Origin of the sequence: Ruegeria sp. HKCCA4633, assembly GCF_013034605.1 — a bacterium.
Taxonomy (GTDB): Bacteria; Pseudomonadota; Alphaproteobacteria; order Rhodobacterales; family Rhodobacteraceae; genus Ruegeria.
In genome coordinates, this window is sequence record NZ_WQGJ01000001.1 from 127,703 (window position 1) to 145,637 (window position 17,935).

Here is a 17,935-nt window from a genome sequence, read left to right on the forward strand (position 1 = left end):
TTGCCCCCTCTTACCAGCGGCGTTCAAAGCGGCGGCGCAGGATGATTGCGATGATATTCATGGTCAGCAGGAACATCAAAAGGATGATAATGCCGCCCCAGGCTTTCTCATAAAACCCAACATCGGCGCGCGCGGCCCAGGTGTAGATCTGCGCTGGCATGGCCGAGTTCGGCTCGGTGAAGCCAGCGACGAAGCCATCGGGATATCCGCGGGCAACAAAGCCCACCATGCCGATCAGAAGCAACGGTGCGGTCTCGCCCAGGGCTTGCGCCAGACCAATGATGGTGCCGGTCAGAATACCCGGTGCGGCCAGCGGCAGAACGTGGTGGAACACGGCCTGCATTTTCGAGGCCCCTACCCCCAACGCCGCGTCACGGATCGACGGGGGAACTGCCTTCAGCGAAGCGCGGGTCGAGATGATGATTGTCGGCAACGTCATCAGGGTCAGCACCAGACCACCGACCAAGGGCGCCGATTGCGGCAGATGCATAAACTGGATGAACACGGCCAGACCCAGAATACCGAACACAATCGACGGAACAGCGGCGAGGTTCGAGATGTTCACCTCAATCAGGTCAGTAAATCGGTTCTGCGGTGCGAATTCCTCAAGGTAAATCGAAGCCGCGACACCGATGGGCAATGACAGCGCCAAAACCACCAGCATCATGAAGAACGAACCAACAACCGAAGCGCCGATGCCCGCCCCTCCGGGGTTGTCCACGCCCGAGTCTGCACCTGTAATGAAGGGCCAGTTAAATGCCTGTTTGATGATCCCCGCCTCTTTCAGCGCATCAACCAGATCCAAGTCGCTCAGTTGCAGAAAGCGGCTGTCTTGCAGGGTGTCACGTGAAACGCGACCCTTGAAGTATCCGTCAACCCGGCTTGAGGCGGCCAGATCGAACTGTACCGCTTCCCCCAGTTTGTCTGGGTTGTCCGCGTAAAAGGTGCGGATCGTGCCACCCACTTTACCCAAAAGACGCTCAATCGCGTCCTGATCGAAATCGACGGTGACACCGCTTTCGGTCAACTTATCGTTCAGCGCACCGATAAACAGGTCGGAATAAGCTTTGGTCTTGAACAGAGTGCCTTCCGCTTCGTCGCGTTGTGCCGGCGACAGAGTGAACTCGACGCTCACGACGGTACGCTGAAAGGCCGGGATGCCCTGCGACAAAATCGAAGCGAACAGCACGATCAGAAAGAAAAGCCCGGTCGCGATTGCAACGATGCCGTAGACCCGAAAGCGTTTTTCTGCATTCGCTCGCTTCTTTGTCCGTGCTTCCGTGGCCATCAAAGAAGTCGCGTGGCGGGTCGTGTTCGGGCTGTCCATGCTTGCGTCGGTCATTCGTACTGCTCCCGATACTTACGCACGATGTAGAGGGCAAAAACGTTGAGCCCCAGCGTGAGGATGAAAAGGGTCATGCCAAGGGCAAAGGCGACTAGCGCCTCGGGCGAGGCGAAGTCCGCGTCGCCGGTCAACTGACTGACGATTTTGGCGGTGACGGTTGTCATTGCTTCAAAAGGATTGAGGCTGAGCCGGGCGGCGGCCCCTGCCCCCAAAACCACGATCATGGTTTCACCGATCGCCCGCGATGCCGCCAGCAGGATCGCACCCACGATACCGGGCAATGCGGCTGGCAGAACAACTTGGCGAATGGTCTCGGATTGGGTCGCACCCAAACCGTAAGATCCGTCGCGCATCGCCTGAGGTACCGCGTTGATGATGTCGTCAGACAGAGACGAAACAAATGGGATCAGCATGATCCCCATCACAATACCGGCGGTCATTACGGCTGTACCTGCCTTCATCCAGCCCAAACCGTTATCGCCGAACACGTCCAGCAAAAGCGGGCCGACAGTCAACAGGGCAAACAGACCGTAAACGATGGTCGGGATCCCGGCCAGAACCTCAAGCAGCGGCTTTGCGACAGAGCGCACGCGGGATGAGGCGTATTCGCTGAGGTAAATCGCGGCAAACAGTCCGATAGGAACAGCCACCAGCAGAGCCACCAGCGAGATATAGAACGTGCCCCACAGCAGAGGAATGATCCCTAGATCCGATGCGCCGCCGCGGCCCGAAAAGCTGGGCGCCCAGGTTGTCCCAAAGAAGAAGTCAGACGCGGGATAGAGCTTGAAGAACTCCCACGTGTTGAAGACCAGCGACAGAACGATTCCGATGGTCGTCAGAATCGCGATAGATGCCGCAGCCAGAAGCAGAAAGCGTATCCCCTGCTCGACCACGTTGCGGGCACGGTAGTCGGAATGTGTCTGAAACCAACTGATTGCGGCTCCAATCAGAGCCACCAGAATGACCGCACCCGTCATGATCGCGTAACCGGTGGAGTTCATGGCGCGGTAGCTTTGTGCAGCTCGCAGAACTGGCTGAGTGATCTCGGACGTCACCACCTGCCCGGCATCTTTCAGGCGTTGCGTCACGTCGGTTACGTCCGCGCGCGCGTTGCGGGCCTGATCTTCCGAAAGTACGCCGGCGGCCACAGCGTTGTTCAGCCCGTCCGCCGTGCGGCGTACTTCAGCCATAACCAGGCTTAGTGACGAGCCTTCTTTGACGGAAGTCTCTGGGATCATTTCGGAAACCTGAGACGACACGTAAAGTGGCTGTGCCAGCAGCCAAATGATCAGTAGACCAAAGGCGGGGACAACGGCCTTGAGGGCTACATTTGCACCGTAGTAAGTTGGCAGCGAGTGCAGGTTCCTGCTGTCTCCACCGGCGCTTTGCAAGGCGCGTGCGCGTCCTGACACATAACCGACTGCGGCGATCGCAAGCACGATCAGAAAGAGCCATAGTATCGGCATGACACCCCCGTAAGGTCTTGGCTGGGAATTTCGGAAAACACAGTTGGGGGCGGCATAAGTTGCCGCCCCCGGTTATTCAAGCCAAAGGCGGGATTAGCTTCCCGAACCCATGGTAACTTCGTTAGCGATGGCGTCCTGGGTCTTGGCCAGCTCAGGATCTGCAACCAGGCCGTAGTTGGCCAGAGGGCCGGAACCGCCTGCGATTTCGTCAGCAGTAAAGAACTGTGCGTATTCTTTCAGGCCAGGGATCACGCCGATATGCGCTTTCTTGACGTAGAAGAACAGCGGACGCGACACAGGGTATTCACCCGACGCGATGGTCTCGGTCGACGGTGCGATACCGCCCATGGTGGCCACTTTCAGCTTGTCGGTGTTGTTCTCATAGAACGCCAGACCGAACACGCCGATGCCGTTGGGGTTGGTGTCGATACGCGCCAGAGTTTCGGTGTAGTCACCGTCGATGTCGACCGACTTACCGTCGGTGCGGACGTCCAGGCATGCGTCTTCGGCGTCATCCTCGCTCATGCCGCCTGCAACCATGGCTTCCATGGCACCAGTGGCTTCGCAGCCTTCCAGCAAAACTTTGTCTTCGAACACTTCACGGGTGCCGTGCTTGGTGCCCGGGATGAGCATTGCGATTTCAACGTCCGGCAGATCGGCGTTGAACTCGGCCCAGCTGTTGAAGCTGTTGTCGACCAATGCGCCGTCTTTCATGACTTTCGAACCGATGGCGTTGTAAATGTCGGCAGGCTCGAACGCAGTGAAGGCAGGGCCCGACTGCTGGCTGGCAAATACGATGCCGTCATAACCGATGCGGACTTCCATGATGTCGGTCACGCCGTTTTCGGCACAGGCTTTGATTTCTTTTTCGCGGATTTTACGCGATGCGTTTGCAACGTCGATGGTGTTTTCGCCAACACCCTCACAGAAACGCTTCAGACCGGCCGAAGAGCCGCCGGATTCTACAACCGGGGTCGGGAAGTCGGTGTTTTCACCGAACAGTTCAGCAACAATCGAAGCATAAGGCAGAACGGTCGACGAACCGGCAACCTGTACGTTGTCACGGGCAGCAGCAGTGGTTGCCGAGACGGCAGCAATCGCCAGCGCAGAAGCCGACAGTTTTACAAAGGACATTTCAGTCTCCCTGAAAAGGTATGTTTGATCACCCCCATGATGATCCTGCGCGAACCCCTAGGCCGCATGCGTAAGCCTTTTGTGACAAGTGTGTAACGGTTTTATGACAACATGCGTTTTGTAACGCTTTACTTGTCGTAAAGTGATCCGACTGGGCGAAGCGGCGGTTTTTAAAGTCCGCTCTGGCAACGCGTCACCGTGGCAAAATCACCGTAAAAACAGAGCCTTTTCCCAATTCGCTCTCAACTCTTAGCCGTCCCCGGTGCCGGTTGACGATGTGTTTGACAATGGCAAGCCCAAGCCCTGTTCCCCCCAGTTGCCGGGATCTGTGGCTGTCCGCGCGATAGAATCGCTCTGTCAGACGTGGCAGATGAATCGGATCTATGCCGGGGCCTTTGTCGATGACCTGAACCCGCACCGACGGCCCCCTCAGCGCAGTGTCTCGTTCCATGGACAAAACGCTTACTGTCACGTTGCCGCCGCTGCCCCCGTATTTTATGCCGTTTTCGACGAGGTTGGTGAAAACCTGACGCAACTGGTCGCTGTCGCCGGTGACCGACACCGGTCCGTCCTGCGCTTCGAGTACCAAGGCCACGCCTGCGTCCTCGGCCAGAGGGCGCACTGAGTTCAGAATGGATTGTAACAGCCCCGTTAGTTCTAGCTGTTCAATGGGTCGGACGCGTTCTTCGCTTTCGACCCGATTGAGAGACAGAAGATCGCCAACCAATCGGTTCATTCTGTTGGCTTCATCCGTCATGATCTGAAGAAACCTCTCCCGCGCGCCTGGATCATCGCGCGCCGGGCCACGTAAGGTTTCGATAAAGCCCATCAACGCGGTCAGCGGGGTGCGCAACTCGTGGCTGACATTGGCCACAAAATCCCGCCGCATCTGGCTGGCGTGTTCCAGATGGGTGATGTCCTGAAATGAGGCCAAAACAGCCCCACCTGATACCGCGCCAACACCGTTCATATAGCGGCAATCAACCTCAAACGTCGTATCCTGCGCGCCGTCATTGGACAGGTGGCGCGTCTTTTTTGTGCTTTTGGTTTGGAGGCTTTGTTCAATGGCTTCCAATACCTGCGGTTGCCGCAGGATCGTGGCGAAGTGGCGTCCGACGATATTCTGACCAAGCAGAGTCTTTGCATCGGTATTGGCGGCAATGATCCGTTCCGTCTGATCCACCATCAGCGCGGGCATCGGAATCGCTTGGACAAATTCGTCTAACAGCTCGGTGGACATGACTTAAAACTCAATTGGCCCGAACGCCTTACGAGACAGGTTTTAAAGTTTTGCGAAACTTGCGCATGTTTTCCTGATAGTGAAGTGCGCTGAGTGTGATGCGTTGCGCCGATGCCTCGTCCAACTGTCGCACAACTTTGCCCGGCGCACCCATGACCAGCGAATTGTCTGGAATTTCTTTGCCCTCGGTGATCAGGGCCCCTGCCCCAATCAGACAATTTCGCCCGATCTTTGCGCCGTTCAAAATGATCGCGCCCATACCGATCAGTGAGTTGTCTCCAATTGTACAACCATGAAGCATGACCTTATGCCCGATCGTGCAGTTTGCCCCGATGGTCAAAGGAAAGCCCGCATCGATATGCATGACGCAATTCTCCTGCACGTTGCTTCCCGCGCCTACGCGGATTTCTTCGTGATCGGCGCGTATCGTACAGCCAAACCAAACCGAGGCACCCTGCTCCAACACCACTTTGCCAATCAGGTTGGCGTCGGGCGCGACCCATGTGTCCTCGTGTAAGTCCGGTGCGTGATCTCCCAAGGCGTAAACGGTCATGACAGGCCCTCGAACTCATTTTGCAATTTGCGCACATGCTGTTGCAGCTTTGGTTGCTGGATACGGCGCATTCGCTCGGCGCTGACAATGGTCTTCAGCTTTTCTTCGGTTGCCTCAAGATCATCATTAATCAGGACATAGTCGTAATAGCCCCAGTGGCTGATCTCATCCCAGCTTTTGAGCATGCGCTTGCCAATGACGTCATCGCTGTCCTGACCACGTGTCTCAAGACGGCGGCGCAGTTCGGGGATCGACGGTGGTAGAATGAAGATCGACAGGGCATGTTTGCCAAGGTCAGAGTTTCTGATCTGCACCTCACCTTGCCAATCAACGTCGAACAGAACATCCTTGCCAGTGTTGATCGAATTGCGCACGGGTTCCGCCGGTGAACCGTAGAAGTTCCCGAAAACATGGGCGTGCTCCAGCATCTGCCCTTCGGCCACTTGTTGCTTGAACTCGTCCTCTGACAGAAAGAAATACTCGCGCCCATGTTCTTCACCGGGACGCGGTGCGCGGGTCGTGGCCGAGATCGAGAATTCCAGATCTGTGTCCCAGGCCATCAGCCGTTTGGCCAACGTGGATTTGCCTGCCCCGGACGGAGAAGACAGGATGATTAAAAGGCCGCGGCGATCCGCCATGTCAGATGTTCCCATTCTTATTCTACGTTCTGCACTTGCTCGCGCATTTGATCGATCACCGCTTTTAGCTCAAGCCCAACAGCTGTCAGATCCGAGCTTTGGGCTTTGGAACACAGTGTGTTGGCTTCGCGGTTGAACTCCTGCATCAGGAAATCCAGCTTGCGGCCGACGGCACTGTTTTTCCCCAACAGATCGCGCGCGGCTTTGACATGTGCTGTTAATCGGTCGATTTCTTCCGTGATATCGGCCTTAACTGCGATCAGGGCCAATTCCTGCGCAACTCGTTCCGGGTCGGCGCCTTGTGAATTGTCCAGCACCCGCGCCAGATTTTCCCGCAAGGCCTGTGCCATATTATCCCTGCGATGTTCGGCCAGTTCTGCCGCTTTCGCGGTCAGCGTGGCGACCTGATCCAGTTGCGTGTTCAGAACCGCTGCCAACGCGGCGCCCTCTGTTCGGCGCATATCCAAGAACGCGTCGACAAGAGCGTCAAATTCAGCCGTGAGGTGGGCAACCAGTGGCCCCGGATCATCTGAATCCGATCCCGCATCCAGCATTCCCTTTAACGCCAACAGGTCTGAGGCCCGCGATGGGGCCAGAGTTATGCCACGCGCCGAGGCCATCTGTTCTGCCTGCTCAAGAGCGGTCAGCGCAGCGTTCATGGCTGTCTCGTTCAGAGCCAGTTCTGGGGCCGAGTCCTCGCGGTTCAGGCGCATCGACAGAGTAACATTCCCGCGGCTGAGGGATTTGGACAGTTTTGCCCGCAGCGCGGCCTCAAGCCCGGTCAGCCAATCCGGCACGCGCAGGCGCATGTCGAGCCCCTTGCCGTTCACACTGCGCAGTTCCCACGTCCAGCTATGTGGCCCGTGCTGCCCCTGTGCCGAGGCAAACCCGGTCATGGATCTGATCATACCCGCCCCTTCATTTGGCCCTGATGCGTCTCACTCATGTCGCACCTAATGCCATTGACCGGTGCAGGGCAAGTATTTGCTGAAAGCGCAATTGTTTGGTTCGAGTTAACCATTCGTTAAAGAATTGCTCCAAAATTGATTTAACCCGAGTCAAACTGCCCAGAGCAATGGTTTGCAGGCTGCCGCTGTTCCCGATGTGTTGCATTTTAGAAAAATGGCAGCCTTTTGGCGTAAGGGTAAAGAAGATGAAAACCTTTTTCGGGATTGGTTCCGGGTCAGAATTTGGAAAGATCGTCGCAATGGATCGCTTTGACAATGGGCGCAGCCTTTCGCCGATCCGCCAGGCCGAGGCGTATTGGACCGCATTACTGAATCGTGACAGTGTCCCGATGCGGTCCCAGATTGACCCGCGCGGTCTGGAAAATATCCTGGAATACACGTTTATACTCGAGCGCATTGCGCCTGGCTTGGCCCGTTTTCGTCTAGCCGGAAGCCATTTGAACGCGCTTGCGGGTATGGAAGTGCGGGGTATGCCGTTGACTGCGTTCTTCCAGCCTGATGACCGCGCAGGCATTAAGGATGTTCTGGAACAAGTGTTCGCGGCCCCTGCTGTTGCCGAGTTGGGCATGACTTCGGGTGGAGTACTTGGTCGCACGCCTATGCAAGCCCGAATGATATTGCTGCCGCTGAAAAGTGATCTGGGCGATGTCAGCCGCGTTCTGGGCGTCATGATCGCTGACGGGGCAATTGGAAAAACGCCGCGGCGGTTTTCAATCTCGGATACGCGGATCAAAATGGTGTCTGACATTCACGTCCAAATCCCAGTGAAACCAACGCCGGCCCATGGGTTTGCGGAAGTCGAGGGAAAATTCAAACACCCTGCCAAGCATTTGCGATTGATCGTGTCACGGGACGATTAGCGTTTCCTGAAACGAAAAACAGCGGACCAAAGGCCCGCTGTTTAAATCTGTTTTTACGCGCTTAACTAGCGACGCGCTTGCTGCCGTTGCGGCGCAGATTTGTCAGTTCTTCTGCCACCAGGAAGGCCAGTTCCAGCGACTGTGACGCGTTCAGGCGCGGGTCGCAGGCGGTGTGATAGCGATCTGACAGATCTTCTTCGGTCACCGCGCGCACGCCGCCGGTGCATTCGGTCACATCCAGACCGGTCATCTCAAAATGCACGCCACCGGGGATGGTGCCTTCGGCCTGATGTACGCCAAAGAAGTCGCGCACCTCACGCAAGACTGAGTCGAACGGACGGGTCTTGTAACCGGTCGCCGATTTGATCGTGTTGCCGTGCATCGGATCACAAACCCAGGTGACCTTGGCCCCTTCTTCCTTCACAGCTTTGACCAGACGCGGCAGGTGCTCACCTGCTTTACCCGCACCAAAGCGCGCGATCAGGGTCAGGCGACCCTCTTCGTTTTCGGGGTTCAGTTTGGACATCAGAACCTTAAGGTCTTCCACGGTCGTTGTCGGACCACATTTCAGACCAATCGGGTTCAAAACTCCGCTGCAGAATTCAACATGCGCACCGTCGGGCTGACGTGTACGGTCGCCGATCCAGATCATGTGACCAGAACCAGCCAGCCAGTTGCCCGAGGTCGAATCCAGGCGCGTCAGCGCCTCTTCATATTCCAGCAGCAGCCCTTCGTGGCTGGTATAGAATTCGACGGTCGAGAATTCATGTGTGGTATCTGCCGTGATCCCGGCCGCTTCCATGAAGTCGATGGTGTCCTGAATACGATCGGCAATCTCGGAGTACTTCTGCACGTCCTGTTCATCTGTGAACCCAAGGGTCCACGAATGAACGCGGCTCATGTCCGCGAATCCACCGGTCGAAAAAGCCCGCAGCAGGTTCAGAGTGGCAGCAGCCTGTGTATAGGCTTGCAGCATCTTCTGAGGATTCGGGATGCGCGCTTCTGGTGTGAATGCCAATTCGTTGATGATGTCACCACGATAGCTGGGCAGTTCCACACCATCCACAACTTCGGTTGGTGCACTGCGCGGCTTGGCGAACTGACCGGCCATGCGGCCGACTTTGATCACCGGGACTTTTGCGCCATAGGTCAGAACCATTGCCATCTGCAGCATCACCTTAAAGGTGTCACGGATCGCATCCGCGCTGAATTGTTCAAAGCTTTCAGCACAATCCCCACCTTGCAGCAGGAAGGCCTCGCCGCGACCGGCGGCACCCAGATGTTGTTTGAGACGCCGCGCCTCACCGGCAAAGACCAGCGGGGGATACTGTGAAAGCTGGGCCTCGACCTTGGCCAGAGCGGCCGAGTCGGTATAGTCTGGCATCTGAACCCGGGGCTTGTTGCGCCAGTTCGATTTTTGCCATTCGGTCATAGCTTTGATCTCCGCTGAAGTGTTCAGGTGGCCTCTATACAAAATGCTTTGAAGAGTGACCATATCCCATTTGCGCCTCTTGACGGCGCAAACAAGCTTTGATCATGGTGAACTCTAAATATGTCGCTGGATAAGGCTGTATTCAGTGCCAAAGTAAGGACAACCCGCCATGCAAGTGCAACGCCAGGCAGTCACAGTGGAAAACGCTGAGGCCATCCCGCGCCATTATGTTTTTGTTCTTCTGGACAAGTTCTCGTTGCTATCATTTGCTTCGGCTCTTGATAGTTTGCGGATCGCAAACCGCATGGCGGACCAGGAATTGTATACTTGGACACTGTCTGGAGAAGGCGGCGGCACGGTCAAATGCTCGGCTGGAACCGAGTTCAAACTCGACACGGATCTAGAAGAACTGCAGCGCGATGATGTCGTCCTCATCTGCGGAGGCGTAAACGTTCAAACAGCGACCACAAAACGCGTCCTGAACTGGGTTCGTCGCGAGGCGCGGCGCGGCCTTCGAATCGGTGGTCTGTGTACTGCCGCGTATACGCTTGCCAAGGCAGGGTTGCTGGACAACAAGAAGGCGACGATTCACTGGGAAAACTCTGACAGTTTTATCGAGGAATTCGATGAGGTCGAACTGACGAAATCGGTTTTTCAGGTTGACGGCAACCGCATGACAACTGCTGGCGGCACATCCTCGATAGACTTGTCGCTTAAACTGATTGCGGATGATTTTGGCGAAGAATTGGCCAATGCCGTAGCGGACCAGATGATCTATTCGTCCATCCGTACTGATCAGGACACGCAACGTTTGTCGACACCGACGCGGATCGGCGTGCGACATCCAAAGCTGAGCCAGGTCATTTTGATGATGGAAAAAAACATCGAAGAGCCAATCTCGCCTTCTATTTTGGCCAAAGATGTCGGCATGTCGACCCGCCAGCTAGAGCGTCTATTCCGCAGGTACCTCAGCCGTTCCCCTAAACGCTACTACATGGAACTGCGACTGCACAAAGCGCGGAATCTTCTTATGCAGACGGATATGAGCGTCATCAACGTTGCGCTTGCATGTGGGTTCGCCAGCCCTTCGCATTTCTCGAAATGCTACAGGGCACATTATAATACGACACCCTACCGGGAACGTGGCGCGCAGAGCACGCGATTGTCGGTTTAGCCCTGCGGGGTCATGCGGTACACCGCGCCCTGCCCGACTGAAATGAACCAGATCGAACCATCCGGTGCTTCAACGATATCGCGCACACGTTCGGTTTCCGGCCCTTTGATCTGTTCGACCTCACGCAGAGACTTTCCGGCAAGTCGCGCGATATAGTCGAATTTCAGAGACCCGACAAAGATATTCCCCTTCCATTGGGGCCAGAGTTTGCCGGAATACACCAACAAACCCGAAGGCGCGATGGACGGATCCCAATACAACTCGGGCTGCTCCATGCCGGCTTTGGACGTACCTTCGCCAATTTTTTGGCCGGAATAATGCGTGCCGTAAGAAATGACCGGCCACCCGTAATTGCGGCCCGCGCGGGGTTGGTTGATCTCATCGCCTCCGCGAGCGCCGTGTTCCGAAACCCACAGCCTCCCCTGCGCGTCCAGTGCAGCTCCCTGCGGGTTGCGGTGGCCGAAGGACCAGATTTCAGGTTTGATGTTTGATTGCCCGACAAAAGGGTTGTCTACAGGGATCGATCCATTCCGGTTTATCCGAATGACCGACCCCATCGGAGAAGACCGGTCCTGTGCGTTGTCGGGCTGGCCGCGATCGCCAATGGTTACAAAAAACGTTCCATCCTGTGCTTCGACGATGCGGCTGCCAAAATGCCGCCCGCCGGAACCGCCGGGTGTTGCTTCGTAGATCACCCGAACGTTGGTCAGACGTTTACCGTTCTCCGACAGCCGCCCAACGGCAATGGCAGTGCCAGCGCCCCCGTTTTGAGGCTTTGAGAAGCTCAGAAATACCTCGCGGCTTTGTCGAAAATCGCGTGGAACCGTCACATCAAGCAACCCACCTTGTCCTCTGGCGGCAACTTTCGGAACGCCCCGCACAGTGGTCGCCTTACCATTCTGAACAAACAGCAAATCTCCGTCCCGCTCGGTGATCAGGAACGCCCCATCCGGCAAGACTCCGACGGCCCAGGGCGTATCGAGACCGCTTACCATCTTGGTCAGTTCAATGCCTCCGGCGGACGTTGACAGGGTTTGTGCGGCAACTGAGAACGCATTGAGCGTGAAAAACAGAAGTGTAACAATGCGAAGCATGTCGGCCCCTTTCGGCGGCAATCACGGAAGAGTTTCTAACAAAACAGTTAGTTTCCCAAACGGTAAAAACACGTTTGCGTTAGGACTTTTCTTTTCCAAACAGCTTGCCTAGGGTCGAGGCCAGAACAAAGACGTTCAATACAGGGAGTAAACATATGAAAAAGCTGCTGACTGCTACTGCAGCCACCGCCTTGCTTGCGGGAACTGCCATGGCCGAGGATGTGAAGCTGGGCGTGCTGTTTGGCTTTACCGGCCCAATCGAATCGCTGGCACCGGCAATGGGCTCTGGCGCCGAAATGGCGATGGCCGAAGTCACCGAGTCCGGCAAGCTGCTGGATGGTGCAACCGTCACCGGAATGCGTGCCGATACAGGCTGTATCGACAACGGTCTGGCCACCTCGAACGGTGAGCGCATGATTGCGGATGGTGTCGCCGGTATCATCGGTGGTGACTGCTCGGGCGTGACCGGTGCGATTCTACAGAACGTCGCGATTCCGAATGGTATGGTTATGATCTCGCCGTCGGCCACCTCGCCCGGCCTGTCGACCATGGAGGATAACGGCCTGTTCTTCCGCACCGCTCCGTCGGATGCGCGTGAAGGTCAGGTTATGGCGGACATCCTGAATGACCGCGGCATCAGCTCGATTGCTCTGACCTACACCAACAACGACTATGGCAAGGGTCTCGCGGACGCGATTCAGTCGTCTTTCGAGGCATCGGGCGGCGAAGTGACGATTGTTGCGGCACACGAAGACGGTAAGGCCGACTATTCGGCTGAAGTGGGCGCGCTGGCCTCGGCCGGTGGTGACATTCTGGTCGTTGCAGGCTATCTGGACCAGGGTGGTCTGGGCATCATCCAGTCTGCACTGGACAGCGGTGCCTTTGATACATTCGGCCTGCCAGGCGGTATGATCGGTGACTCGCTGCCTGCAAATGTTGGCCCCGACCTGAATGGTTCGTTCGGTCAGATCGCCGGATCCGGCGGTGAAGGTGCCGAGAAGTACTTTGCCATGGCAGAAGCCGCTGGCTTCGACGGCTCGTCACCTTACTCGCCCGAAAGCTATGACGCGGCCGCGCTGTTCATGCTGGCGATGCAGGCCGCAGGGTCAACCAACCCGGCCGATTATGGTTCAAAAGTCTTGGACGTCGCTAACGCTCCGGGTGAAAAGATCTATCCGGGTGAGCTGGCCAAGGGTTTGGAACTGCTGGCTGCTGGTCAAGACATCGACTATGTCGGCGCGTCTGGCGTTGAGCTGATCGGCCCCGGTGAAAGCGCGGGTTCCTATCGCGAAATCGAAGTGACCGACGGCGAAAACAAGACCGTCAACTTCCGTTGATCCAACGTTAAAAACCATAAAAACAAGCAGCCCGGTCCTTGTGTCCGGGCTGTTTCAATGACAAAAGGCTGCACCTCGTTTCACGGGGCAAAGGCAAGGGGATAACATGATCGTCGTCGAAGACGTGCATAAGCATTTCGGCGGGTTTCACGCGGTGGACGGGGCATCGCTGGAAATCCAAAAAGGGTCGATCACCGGCCTGATCGGGCCGAACGGTGCAGGAAAAACCACTCTGTTCAATGTGATCGCGGGCGTTTTGCCGCCAACCAGCGGCAAGGTCTTTATGGATGGTGAGGATATCACCGGCCTGCCCCCTCATGAGTTGTTTCACAAAGGTCTGTTGCGCACCTTCCAGATCGCGCATGAGTTTTCATCGATGAGCTGTCGCGAGAACCTGATGATGGTGCCCGGTGCGCAATCGGGTGAATCGCTGTGGAACACCTGGTTTGGCCGTAAGCGCATCGCGGATGAAGAACGCGCGCTGCGTGCTAAGGCAGACGAGGTGCTAGAGTTTCTGACCATCGAGCATCTGGCCGATCACAAGGCCGGTCAGGTTTCGGGCGGACAGAAGAAACTGCTGGAGCTTGGCCGCACCATGATGGTCGACGCCAAGATCGTGTTCCTGGACGAGGTCGGCGCAGGCGTGAACCGTACCCTGCTGATGACCATCGCCGACACCATCCTGCGCCTGAACAAGGAACGCGGCTACACCTTCGTGGTCATCGAACATGACATGGATTTCATCGGCAAAATCTGTGACCCGGTCATCTGTATGGCCGAGGGCAAGGTTCTGGCCGAAGGCACTTTGGACGAGATCAAGGCAAACGAGCACGTGATCGAAGCTTATCTGGGCACCGGCCTGAAGAATAAAGACAAGCTGGAGGCAGGCGCGTGAGCGACAATCCTTATCACGACGACAAGGGGAACAAGGACGCCTCTATCACCAATACGCACGGGGCTGGTACGATGATGCCAGCGAATTCAGCAAGCGGTGAAGCGCGTTACGTTGGCGGCGGCCCTTTTCTGATCGGCGACACAATGACCGGCGGTTACGGCAAAGGTCCGGACATCCTGCATGACTGCACCATTGCCGTCGACAAGGGTGAGATCGCGGTGATCGTTGGCCCCAACGGTGCGGGCAAGTCCACGGCGATGAAGGCTGTGTTCGGCATGCTGGACGTACGTGCCGGTTCGGTGCGGCTGGACGGTGAAGACATCACCAAGCTGTCACCGCAGGACCGGGTGATCAAAGGTATGGGTTTTGTGCCGCAGACCTCGAACATCTTCACGTCCATGACGGTGGAAGAGAACCTTGAAATGGGGGCCTTCATCCGCCGTGACGATATCACCGAGACGATGGAACAGGTCTATGATCTCTTCCCCATCCTGCGCGACAAACGCAATCAGGCCGCCGGAGAGCTGTCAGGCGGTCAACGCCAACAGGTCGCCGTGGGTCGCGCGCTGATGACTCAGCCGAAGGTTTTGATGCTGGACGAACCCACTGCCGGTGTCTCGCCCATCGTGATGGATGAGCTGTTCGACCGGATCATCGAGGTATCGCGCACCGGGCTGCCGATCTTGATGGTCGAACAGAACGCCCGTCAGGCGCTGGAGATTGCGGACAAGGGTTATGTTCTGGTTCAAGGACGGAATGCGTATAGCGGCACGGGCAAAGAACTGCTGGCCGATCCTGAGGTTCGTAAGAGTTTTTTGGGGGGGTGAGGATGAAAGTTTTAGCCCTCGTAGCAGTTCTTTCTGCCACTACCGGTGCGGCCACCGCACAAGACGTCACGAGATGTAAGCTGGAATACACGTGTGTTAATGTCGATGCATGTCAGACAACCAAAACGGGTCTCGGAGTTGATTTCGACTTTGTAACCTTGCCAGACAACCAGCTTCGTATTGACCTTGGAGATGACAGGTTGCCGTTGCTGAAGGTCCAGCAAGTGACAGATGACTTGATGACCGCACACGGCTGGGATTCTGATCGATCAGCATCTTACACCTTCAGCTTGTTCGCTGATGGGATTGTCGCGTACACGACCCACGTCTTTGTAGGCAAAGGTATAAGCCTGACCGGCCTTGGCCGCTGCGAGGTAAATAGCTAATGGACTTCCTCAACGCCCTTGTGGCGCTCTCCAACTTCGTCCTTGTTCCCGCAATCGCCTATGGCAGCCAATTGGCGCTGGGTGCTTTGGGGGTAACGCTGATCTACGGCATCTTGCGGTTTTCGAACTTTGCCCATGGCGACACGATGGCCTTTGGTGCAATGATCGCTGTTCTGGTCACGTGGGGCTTACAGGCCGCCGGGGTCAGTTTTGGACCTCTGCCAACTGCTCTGCTGGCCCTGCCCTTTGCCATTCTGGGCTGTATCGTTCTGGTGTTGATCACCGACCGGCTGGTTTACAGGTTCTACCGGGAACAAAAGGCCAAACCGGTGATCCTCGTGATCGTCTCGATGGGCGTTATGTTCATCATGAACGGCCTTGTCCGCTTTGTCATTGGGCCAGATGATCAGAGATTCTCGGACGGTGCGCGGTTCATTATCTCGGCGCGCGATTTCAAGGCACTGACTGGGCTGCGTGAGGGGCTTGCGATCAAGACCTCTCAGGGCATCACCGTGATTGTGGCTGTTGTCGCCGTGGCGTTGCTGTTCTGGTTCCTCAACAAGACCCGCACAGGCAAGTCCATGCGAGCCTATTCGGATAATGAAGATCTGGCGTTGTTGTCCGGCATCAACCCCGAGCGTGTTGTGATGATCACATGGATCATCGTCGCTGCATTAGCGACTACGGCCGGGGTGCTCTACGGTCTCGACAAGAGCTTTAAACCCTTCGTCTATTTCCAGCTTCTGCTGCCGATATTTGCCTCGGCCATCGTGGGCGGACTTGGTAATCCTCTGGGTGCCATCGCAGGTGGTTTCATCATCGCGTTTTCCGAGGTGACCATCACCTATGCGTGGAAGAAGGTGCTGACCTACCTGGCTCCAGAAAACTTGGAACCCTCAAGCTTGGTCCAGTTCCTGTCCACCGACTACAAATTTGCCGTCAGCTTCGTCATTCTGCTGATTGTGCTTCTGTTTAAGCCCACGGGCCTGTTCAAGGGGAAAGCGGTATGACCGAGTCTGTCAAAAACACGCTGCTTTTTGCTGTTGTCGCCGGTTTGATCCTACTGACAGGGTTCACTCAAAGCTGGAACACCGCCATCCTGATCCTGAACATGGGGCTGATCTCGGCCATCATGGCCATTGGGGTCAACCTGCAATGGGGCTTTGCGGGCCTATTTAATGTGGGTGTGATGGGCTTTGTCGCGCTAGGCGGTCTGGCCGTGGTTCTGGTGTCAACACCGCCCACCCCGGGGGCCTGGAGCGCTGGCGGTTACGGGATTGTTTTGTCACTGCTGATGGGGGCCGCGACCGTTGTGGCTGCTGTTCTGGTGGCGACCAAGATGCCAAAAGGCCGGACGCAAACCCTTACCATCATCGCTGTTCTGGTCGTGGGATTCTTTGTCTACCGCGCAGTTTTTGATCCCAATGTTGCAGCTGTCGAAGCCATTGATCCCGCGATTGCAGGCAATATCGGCGGTCTGAACCTTCCGGTTCTGCTGGCCTGGCCTGCCGGTGGATTGCTTGCGGCGGGCGCTGCATGGCTGATCGGTAAGACGGCGTTGGGTCTGCGGTCGGATTACCTGGCCATTGCGACGCTGGGCATTGCCGAGATCATCATCGCCGTCATGAAGAACGAAGACTGGTTGGCCCGGGGTGTGAAAAACGTCTACGGTATCCCGCGCCCGTCTCCTGTCGTCGGTTACGAAGTTGAGTTGCAGCAAGACCCCACGTTCCTGGCCCGTGCAGAGTGGTTTGGACTTGATCCGGTCACGGCCTCTACCCTTTCGGTCAAGTTGGGTTATTCGCTACTGTTCCTGATCGTCTTGCTGGCGCTGCTGTGGATGGCCCAGATGGCGTTGAAAAGCCCGTGGGGCCGTATGATGCGCGCGATCCGCGACAATGAGGTCGCGGCCGAGGCGATGGGCAAGGACGTGACCCGCCGCCATCTGCAAATCTTTGTTCTGGGGTCGGCCATCTGCGGGATCGCAGGGGCGATGATGACAACGCTGGACGGTCAGTTGACGCCAAGCGCCTACCAGCCTCTGCGCTTTACCTTTCTGGTTTGGGTGATGGTGATTGTTGGCGGATCGGGAAACAACTTCGGGTCCGTTCTTGGCGCGTTTCTGATCTGGTTTTTATGGGTTCAGGTTGAACCAATCGGCCTATGGCTGATGAACCTGATCACCGCAGGTATGCCGGATGGAAGTTGGTTGAAAGCGCATCTGGTCGAAAGCGCTGCCCATATGCGCTTGTTCACTATGGGTCTTATCCTGTTGATTGTTCTCAGATTCAGCCCAAGGGGCCTGATCCCCGAAAAATAGGACTGATCCATAACCATTTCGTGAAGCCGCGCCGGCACTTCGGCGCGGTTTCTTGATTCTTGGCGTTTTTTTGAATAAACGGACCCACCGCAGTGTTTTTCTTCTGCGGTCTGTTGCTGGCACTCACACCCGCTCAAGCCGATCTAAAACGATCATTCAAACGTGTTGATAAGAGTAAAAAATGAAAGCACCACGCTTCGGAACTGTTTTCCTACTTTCGGTTGTTGTCGTTACAACAGCCGCCTGCATCCCCAGACCAGAAGACC

The 17,935-nt window shown here is 56.4% G+C and carries 18 protein-coding genes; 8 read left to right on the top strand and 10 right to left on the bottom strand.

Annotated features, from left to right (window positions below; all coding sequences use genetic code 11):
- Positions 1–10: 10 nt before the first annotated feature.
- The 8 genes from pstA to GOV85_RS00745 form a co-directional block, all read right to left on the bottom strand.
- On the bottom strand, positions 11–1,342 hold the full coding sequence (gene pstA / locus GOV85_RS00710; RefSeq protein ID WP_171174011.1) for a phosphate ABC transporter permease PstA: 1,332 nt from the start codon (positions 1,340–1,342) through the stop codon (positions 11–13).
- A complete protein-coding gene (gene pstC / locus GOV85_RS00715) occupies positions 1,339–2,811 on the bottom strand; it encodes a phosphate ABC transporter permease subunit PstC (RefSeq protein WP_171174013.1) in 1,473 nt (490 codons plus the stop codon). Before pstC ends, pstA begins: the two co-directional genes overlap by 4 nt.
- Before the next feature lie 93 nt (positions 2,812–2,904).
- The gene (locus GOV85_RS00720) at positions 2,905–3,945 is read right to left on the bottom strand and encodes a substrate-binding domain-containing protein (RefSeq protein WP_171174014.1); all 1,041 of its coding nucleotides are present in this window, start codon (positions 3,943–3,945) and stop codon (positions 2,905–2,907) included.
- Between the two features lie 193 nt (positions 3,946–4,138).
- Positions 4,139–5,185 (bottom strand): ATP-binding protein, encoded by a 1,047-nt coding sequence (locus GOV85_RS00725; protein ID WP_171174016.1) that lies wholly within the window; start codon positions 5,183–5,185, stop codon positions 4,139–4,141.
- 28 nt (positions 5,186–5,213) lie between these two features.
- Positions 5,214–5,738: a gamma carbonic anhydrase family protein gene (locus GOV85_RS00730; RefSeq protein WP_171174017.1), complete on the bottom strand. Its 525-nt coding sequence runs from the start codon at positions 5,736–5,738 to the stop codon at positions 5,214–5,216.
- The gene (gene gmk, locus GOV85_RS00735) at positions 5,735–6,376 is read right to left on the bottom strand and encodes a guanylate kinase (RefSeq protein ID WP_171090030.1); all 642 of its coding nucleotides are present in this window, start codon (positions 6,374–6,376) and stop codon (positions 5,735–5,737) included. The genes GOV85_RS00730 and gmk overlap by 4 nt, the downstream gene beginning before the upstream one ends.
- Positions 6,377–6,393: 17 nt before the next feature.
- Positions 6,394–7,284, bottom strand: coding sequence for a YicC/YloC family endoribonuclease (locus tag GOV85_RS00740; RefSeq protein ID WP_171174019.1), 891 nt, complete (start codon positions 7,282–7,284; stop codon positions 6,394–6,396).
- Between the two features lie 34 nt (positions 7,285–7,318).
- Positions 7,319–7,600, bottom strand: a complete 282-nt coding sequence (locus GOV85_RS00745; RefSeq protein WP_171173781.1) for a hypothetical protein — start codon at positions 7,598–7,600, stop codon at positions 7,319–7,321.
- On the opposite strand from GOV85_RS00745, the gene GOV85_RS00750 reads away from it, so the two are divergent.
- Positions 7,584–8,204, top strand: coding sequence for a PAS domain-containing protein (locus tag GOV85_RS00750; protein ID WP_254442943.1), 621 nt, complete (start codon positions 7,584–7,586; stop codon positions 8,202–8,204). The two genes, GOV85_RS00745 and GOV85_RS00750, sit on opposite strands and share 17 nt — an antisense overlap.
- A 61-nt stretch (positions 8,205–8,265) precedes the next feature.
- Here GOV85_RS00750 and GOV85_RS00755 read toward each other — a convergent pair whose 3' ends face one another.
- A complete protein-coding gene (locus GOV85_RS00755) occupies positions 8,266–9,636 on the bottom strand; it encodes a class II 3-deoxy-7-phosphoheptulonate synthase (protein WP_171174023.1) in 1,371 nt (456 codons plus the stop codon).
- A 169-nt stretch (positions 9,637–9,805) separates the two neighbouring features.
- Here GOV85_RS00755 and GOV85_RS00760 point away from each other — a divergent pair, with 169 nt between their 5' ends.
- Positions 9,806–10,810, top strand: coding sequence for a GlxA family transcriptional regulator (locus tag GOV85_RS00760; RefSeq protein WP_171174025.1), 1,005 nt, complete (start codon positions 9,806–9,808; stop codon positions 10,808–10,810).
- Here the strand turns inward: GOV85_RS00760 and GOV85_RS00765 are convergent.
- Complete coding sequence (locus GOV85_RS00765) at positions 10,807–11,904, bottom strand: PQQ-dependent sugar dehydrogenase (protein ID WP_171174027.1); 1,098 nt, start codon at positions 11,902–11,904, stop codon at positions 10,807–10,809. The genes GOV85_RS00760 and GOV85_RS00765 overlap by 4 nt on opposite strands.
- A gap of 155 nt (positions 11,905–12,059) precedes the next feature.
- On the opposite strand from GOV85_RS00765, the gene GOV85_RS00770 reads away from it, so the two are divergent.
- The 6 genes from GOV85_RS00770 to GOV85_RS00795 all read left to right on the top strand — a co-directional run bounded on the left by GOV85_RS00770 (position 12,060) and on the right by GOV85_RS00795 (position 17,669).
- Positions 12,060–13,241 carry an ABC transporter substrate-binding protein gene (locus GOV85_RS00770; protein ID WP_171174029.1) on the top strand — a complete coding sequence of 394 codons (1,182 nt, stop codon included), beginning with the start codon at positions 12,060–12,062 and terminating at the stop codon, positions 13,239–13,241.
- A gap of 106 nt (positions 13,242–13,347) precedes the next feature.
- A complete protein-coding gene (locus GOV85_RS00775) occupies positions 13,348–14,136 on the top strand; it encodes an ABC transporter ATP-binding protein (RefSeq protein WP_171174031.1) in 789 nt (262 codons plus the stop codon).
- Complete coding sequence (locus tag GOV85_RS00780) at positions 14,133–14,963, top strand: ABC transporter ATP-binding protein (protein ID WP_171174033.1); 831 nt, start codon at positions 14,133–14,135, stop codon at positions 14,961–14,963. The genes GOV85_RS00775 and GOV85_RS00780 overlap by 4 nt, the downstream gene beginning before the upstream one ends.
- Positions 14,964–14,965: 2 nt before the next feature.
- A complete protein-coding gene (locus tag GOV85_RS00785) occupies positions 14,966–15,349 on the top strand; it encodes a hypothetical protein (RefSeq protein WP_171174035.1) in 384 nt (127 codons plus the stop codon).
- Entirely contained in the window at positions 15,349–16,359 is a 1,011-nt protein-coding gene (locus tag GOV85_RS00790; protein WP_171174037.1) for a branched-chain amino acid ABC transporter permease, read from the top strand. Before GOV85_RS00785 ends, GOV85_RS00790 begins: the two co-directional genes overlap by 1 nt.
- Positions 16,356–17,669: a branched-chain amino acid ABC transporter permease gene (locus GOV85_RS00795; protein ID WP_171174039.1), complete on the top strand. Its 1,314-nt coding sequence runs from the start codon at positions 16,356–16,358 to the stop codon at positions 17,667–17,669. The genes GOV85_RS00790 and GOV85_RS00795 overlap by 4 nt, the downstream gene beginning before the upstream one ends.
- The last annotated feature ends 266 nt before the right edge of the window (positions 17,670–17,935 follow it).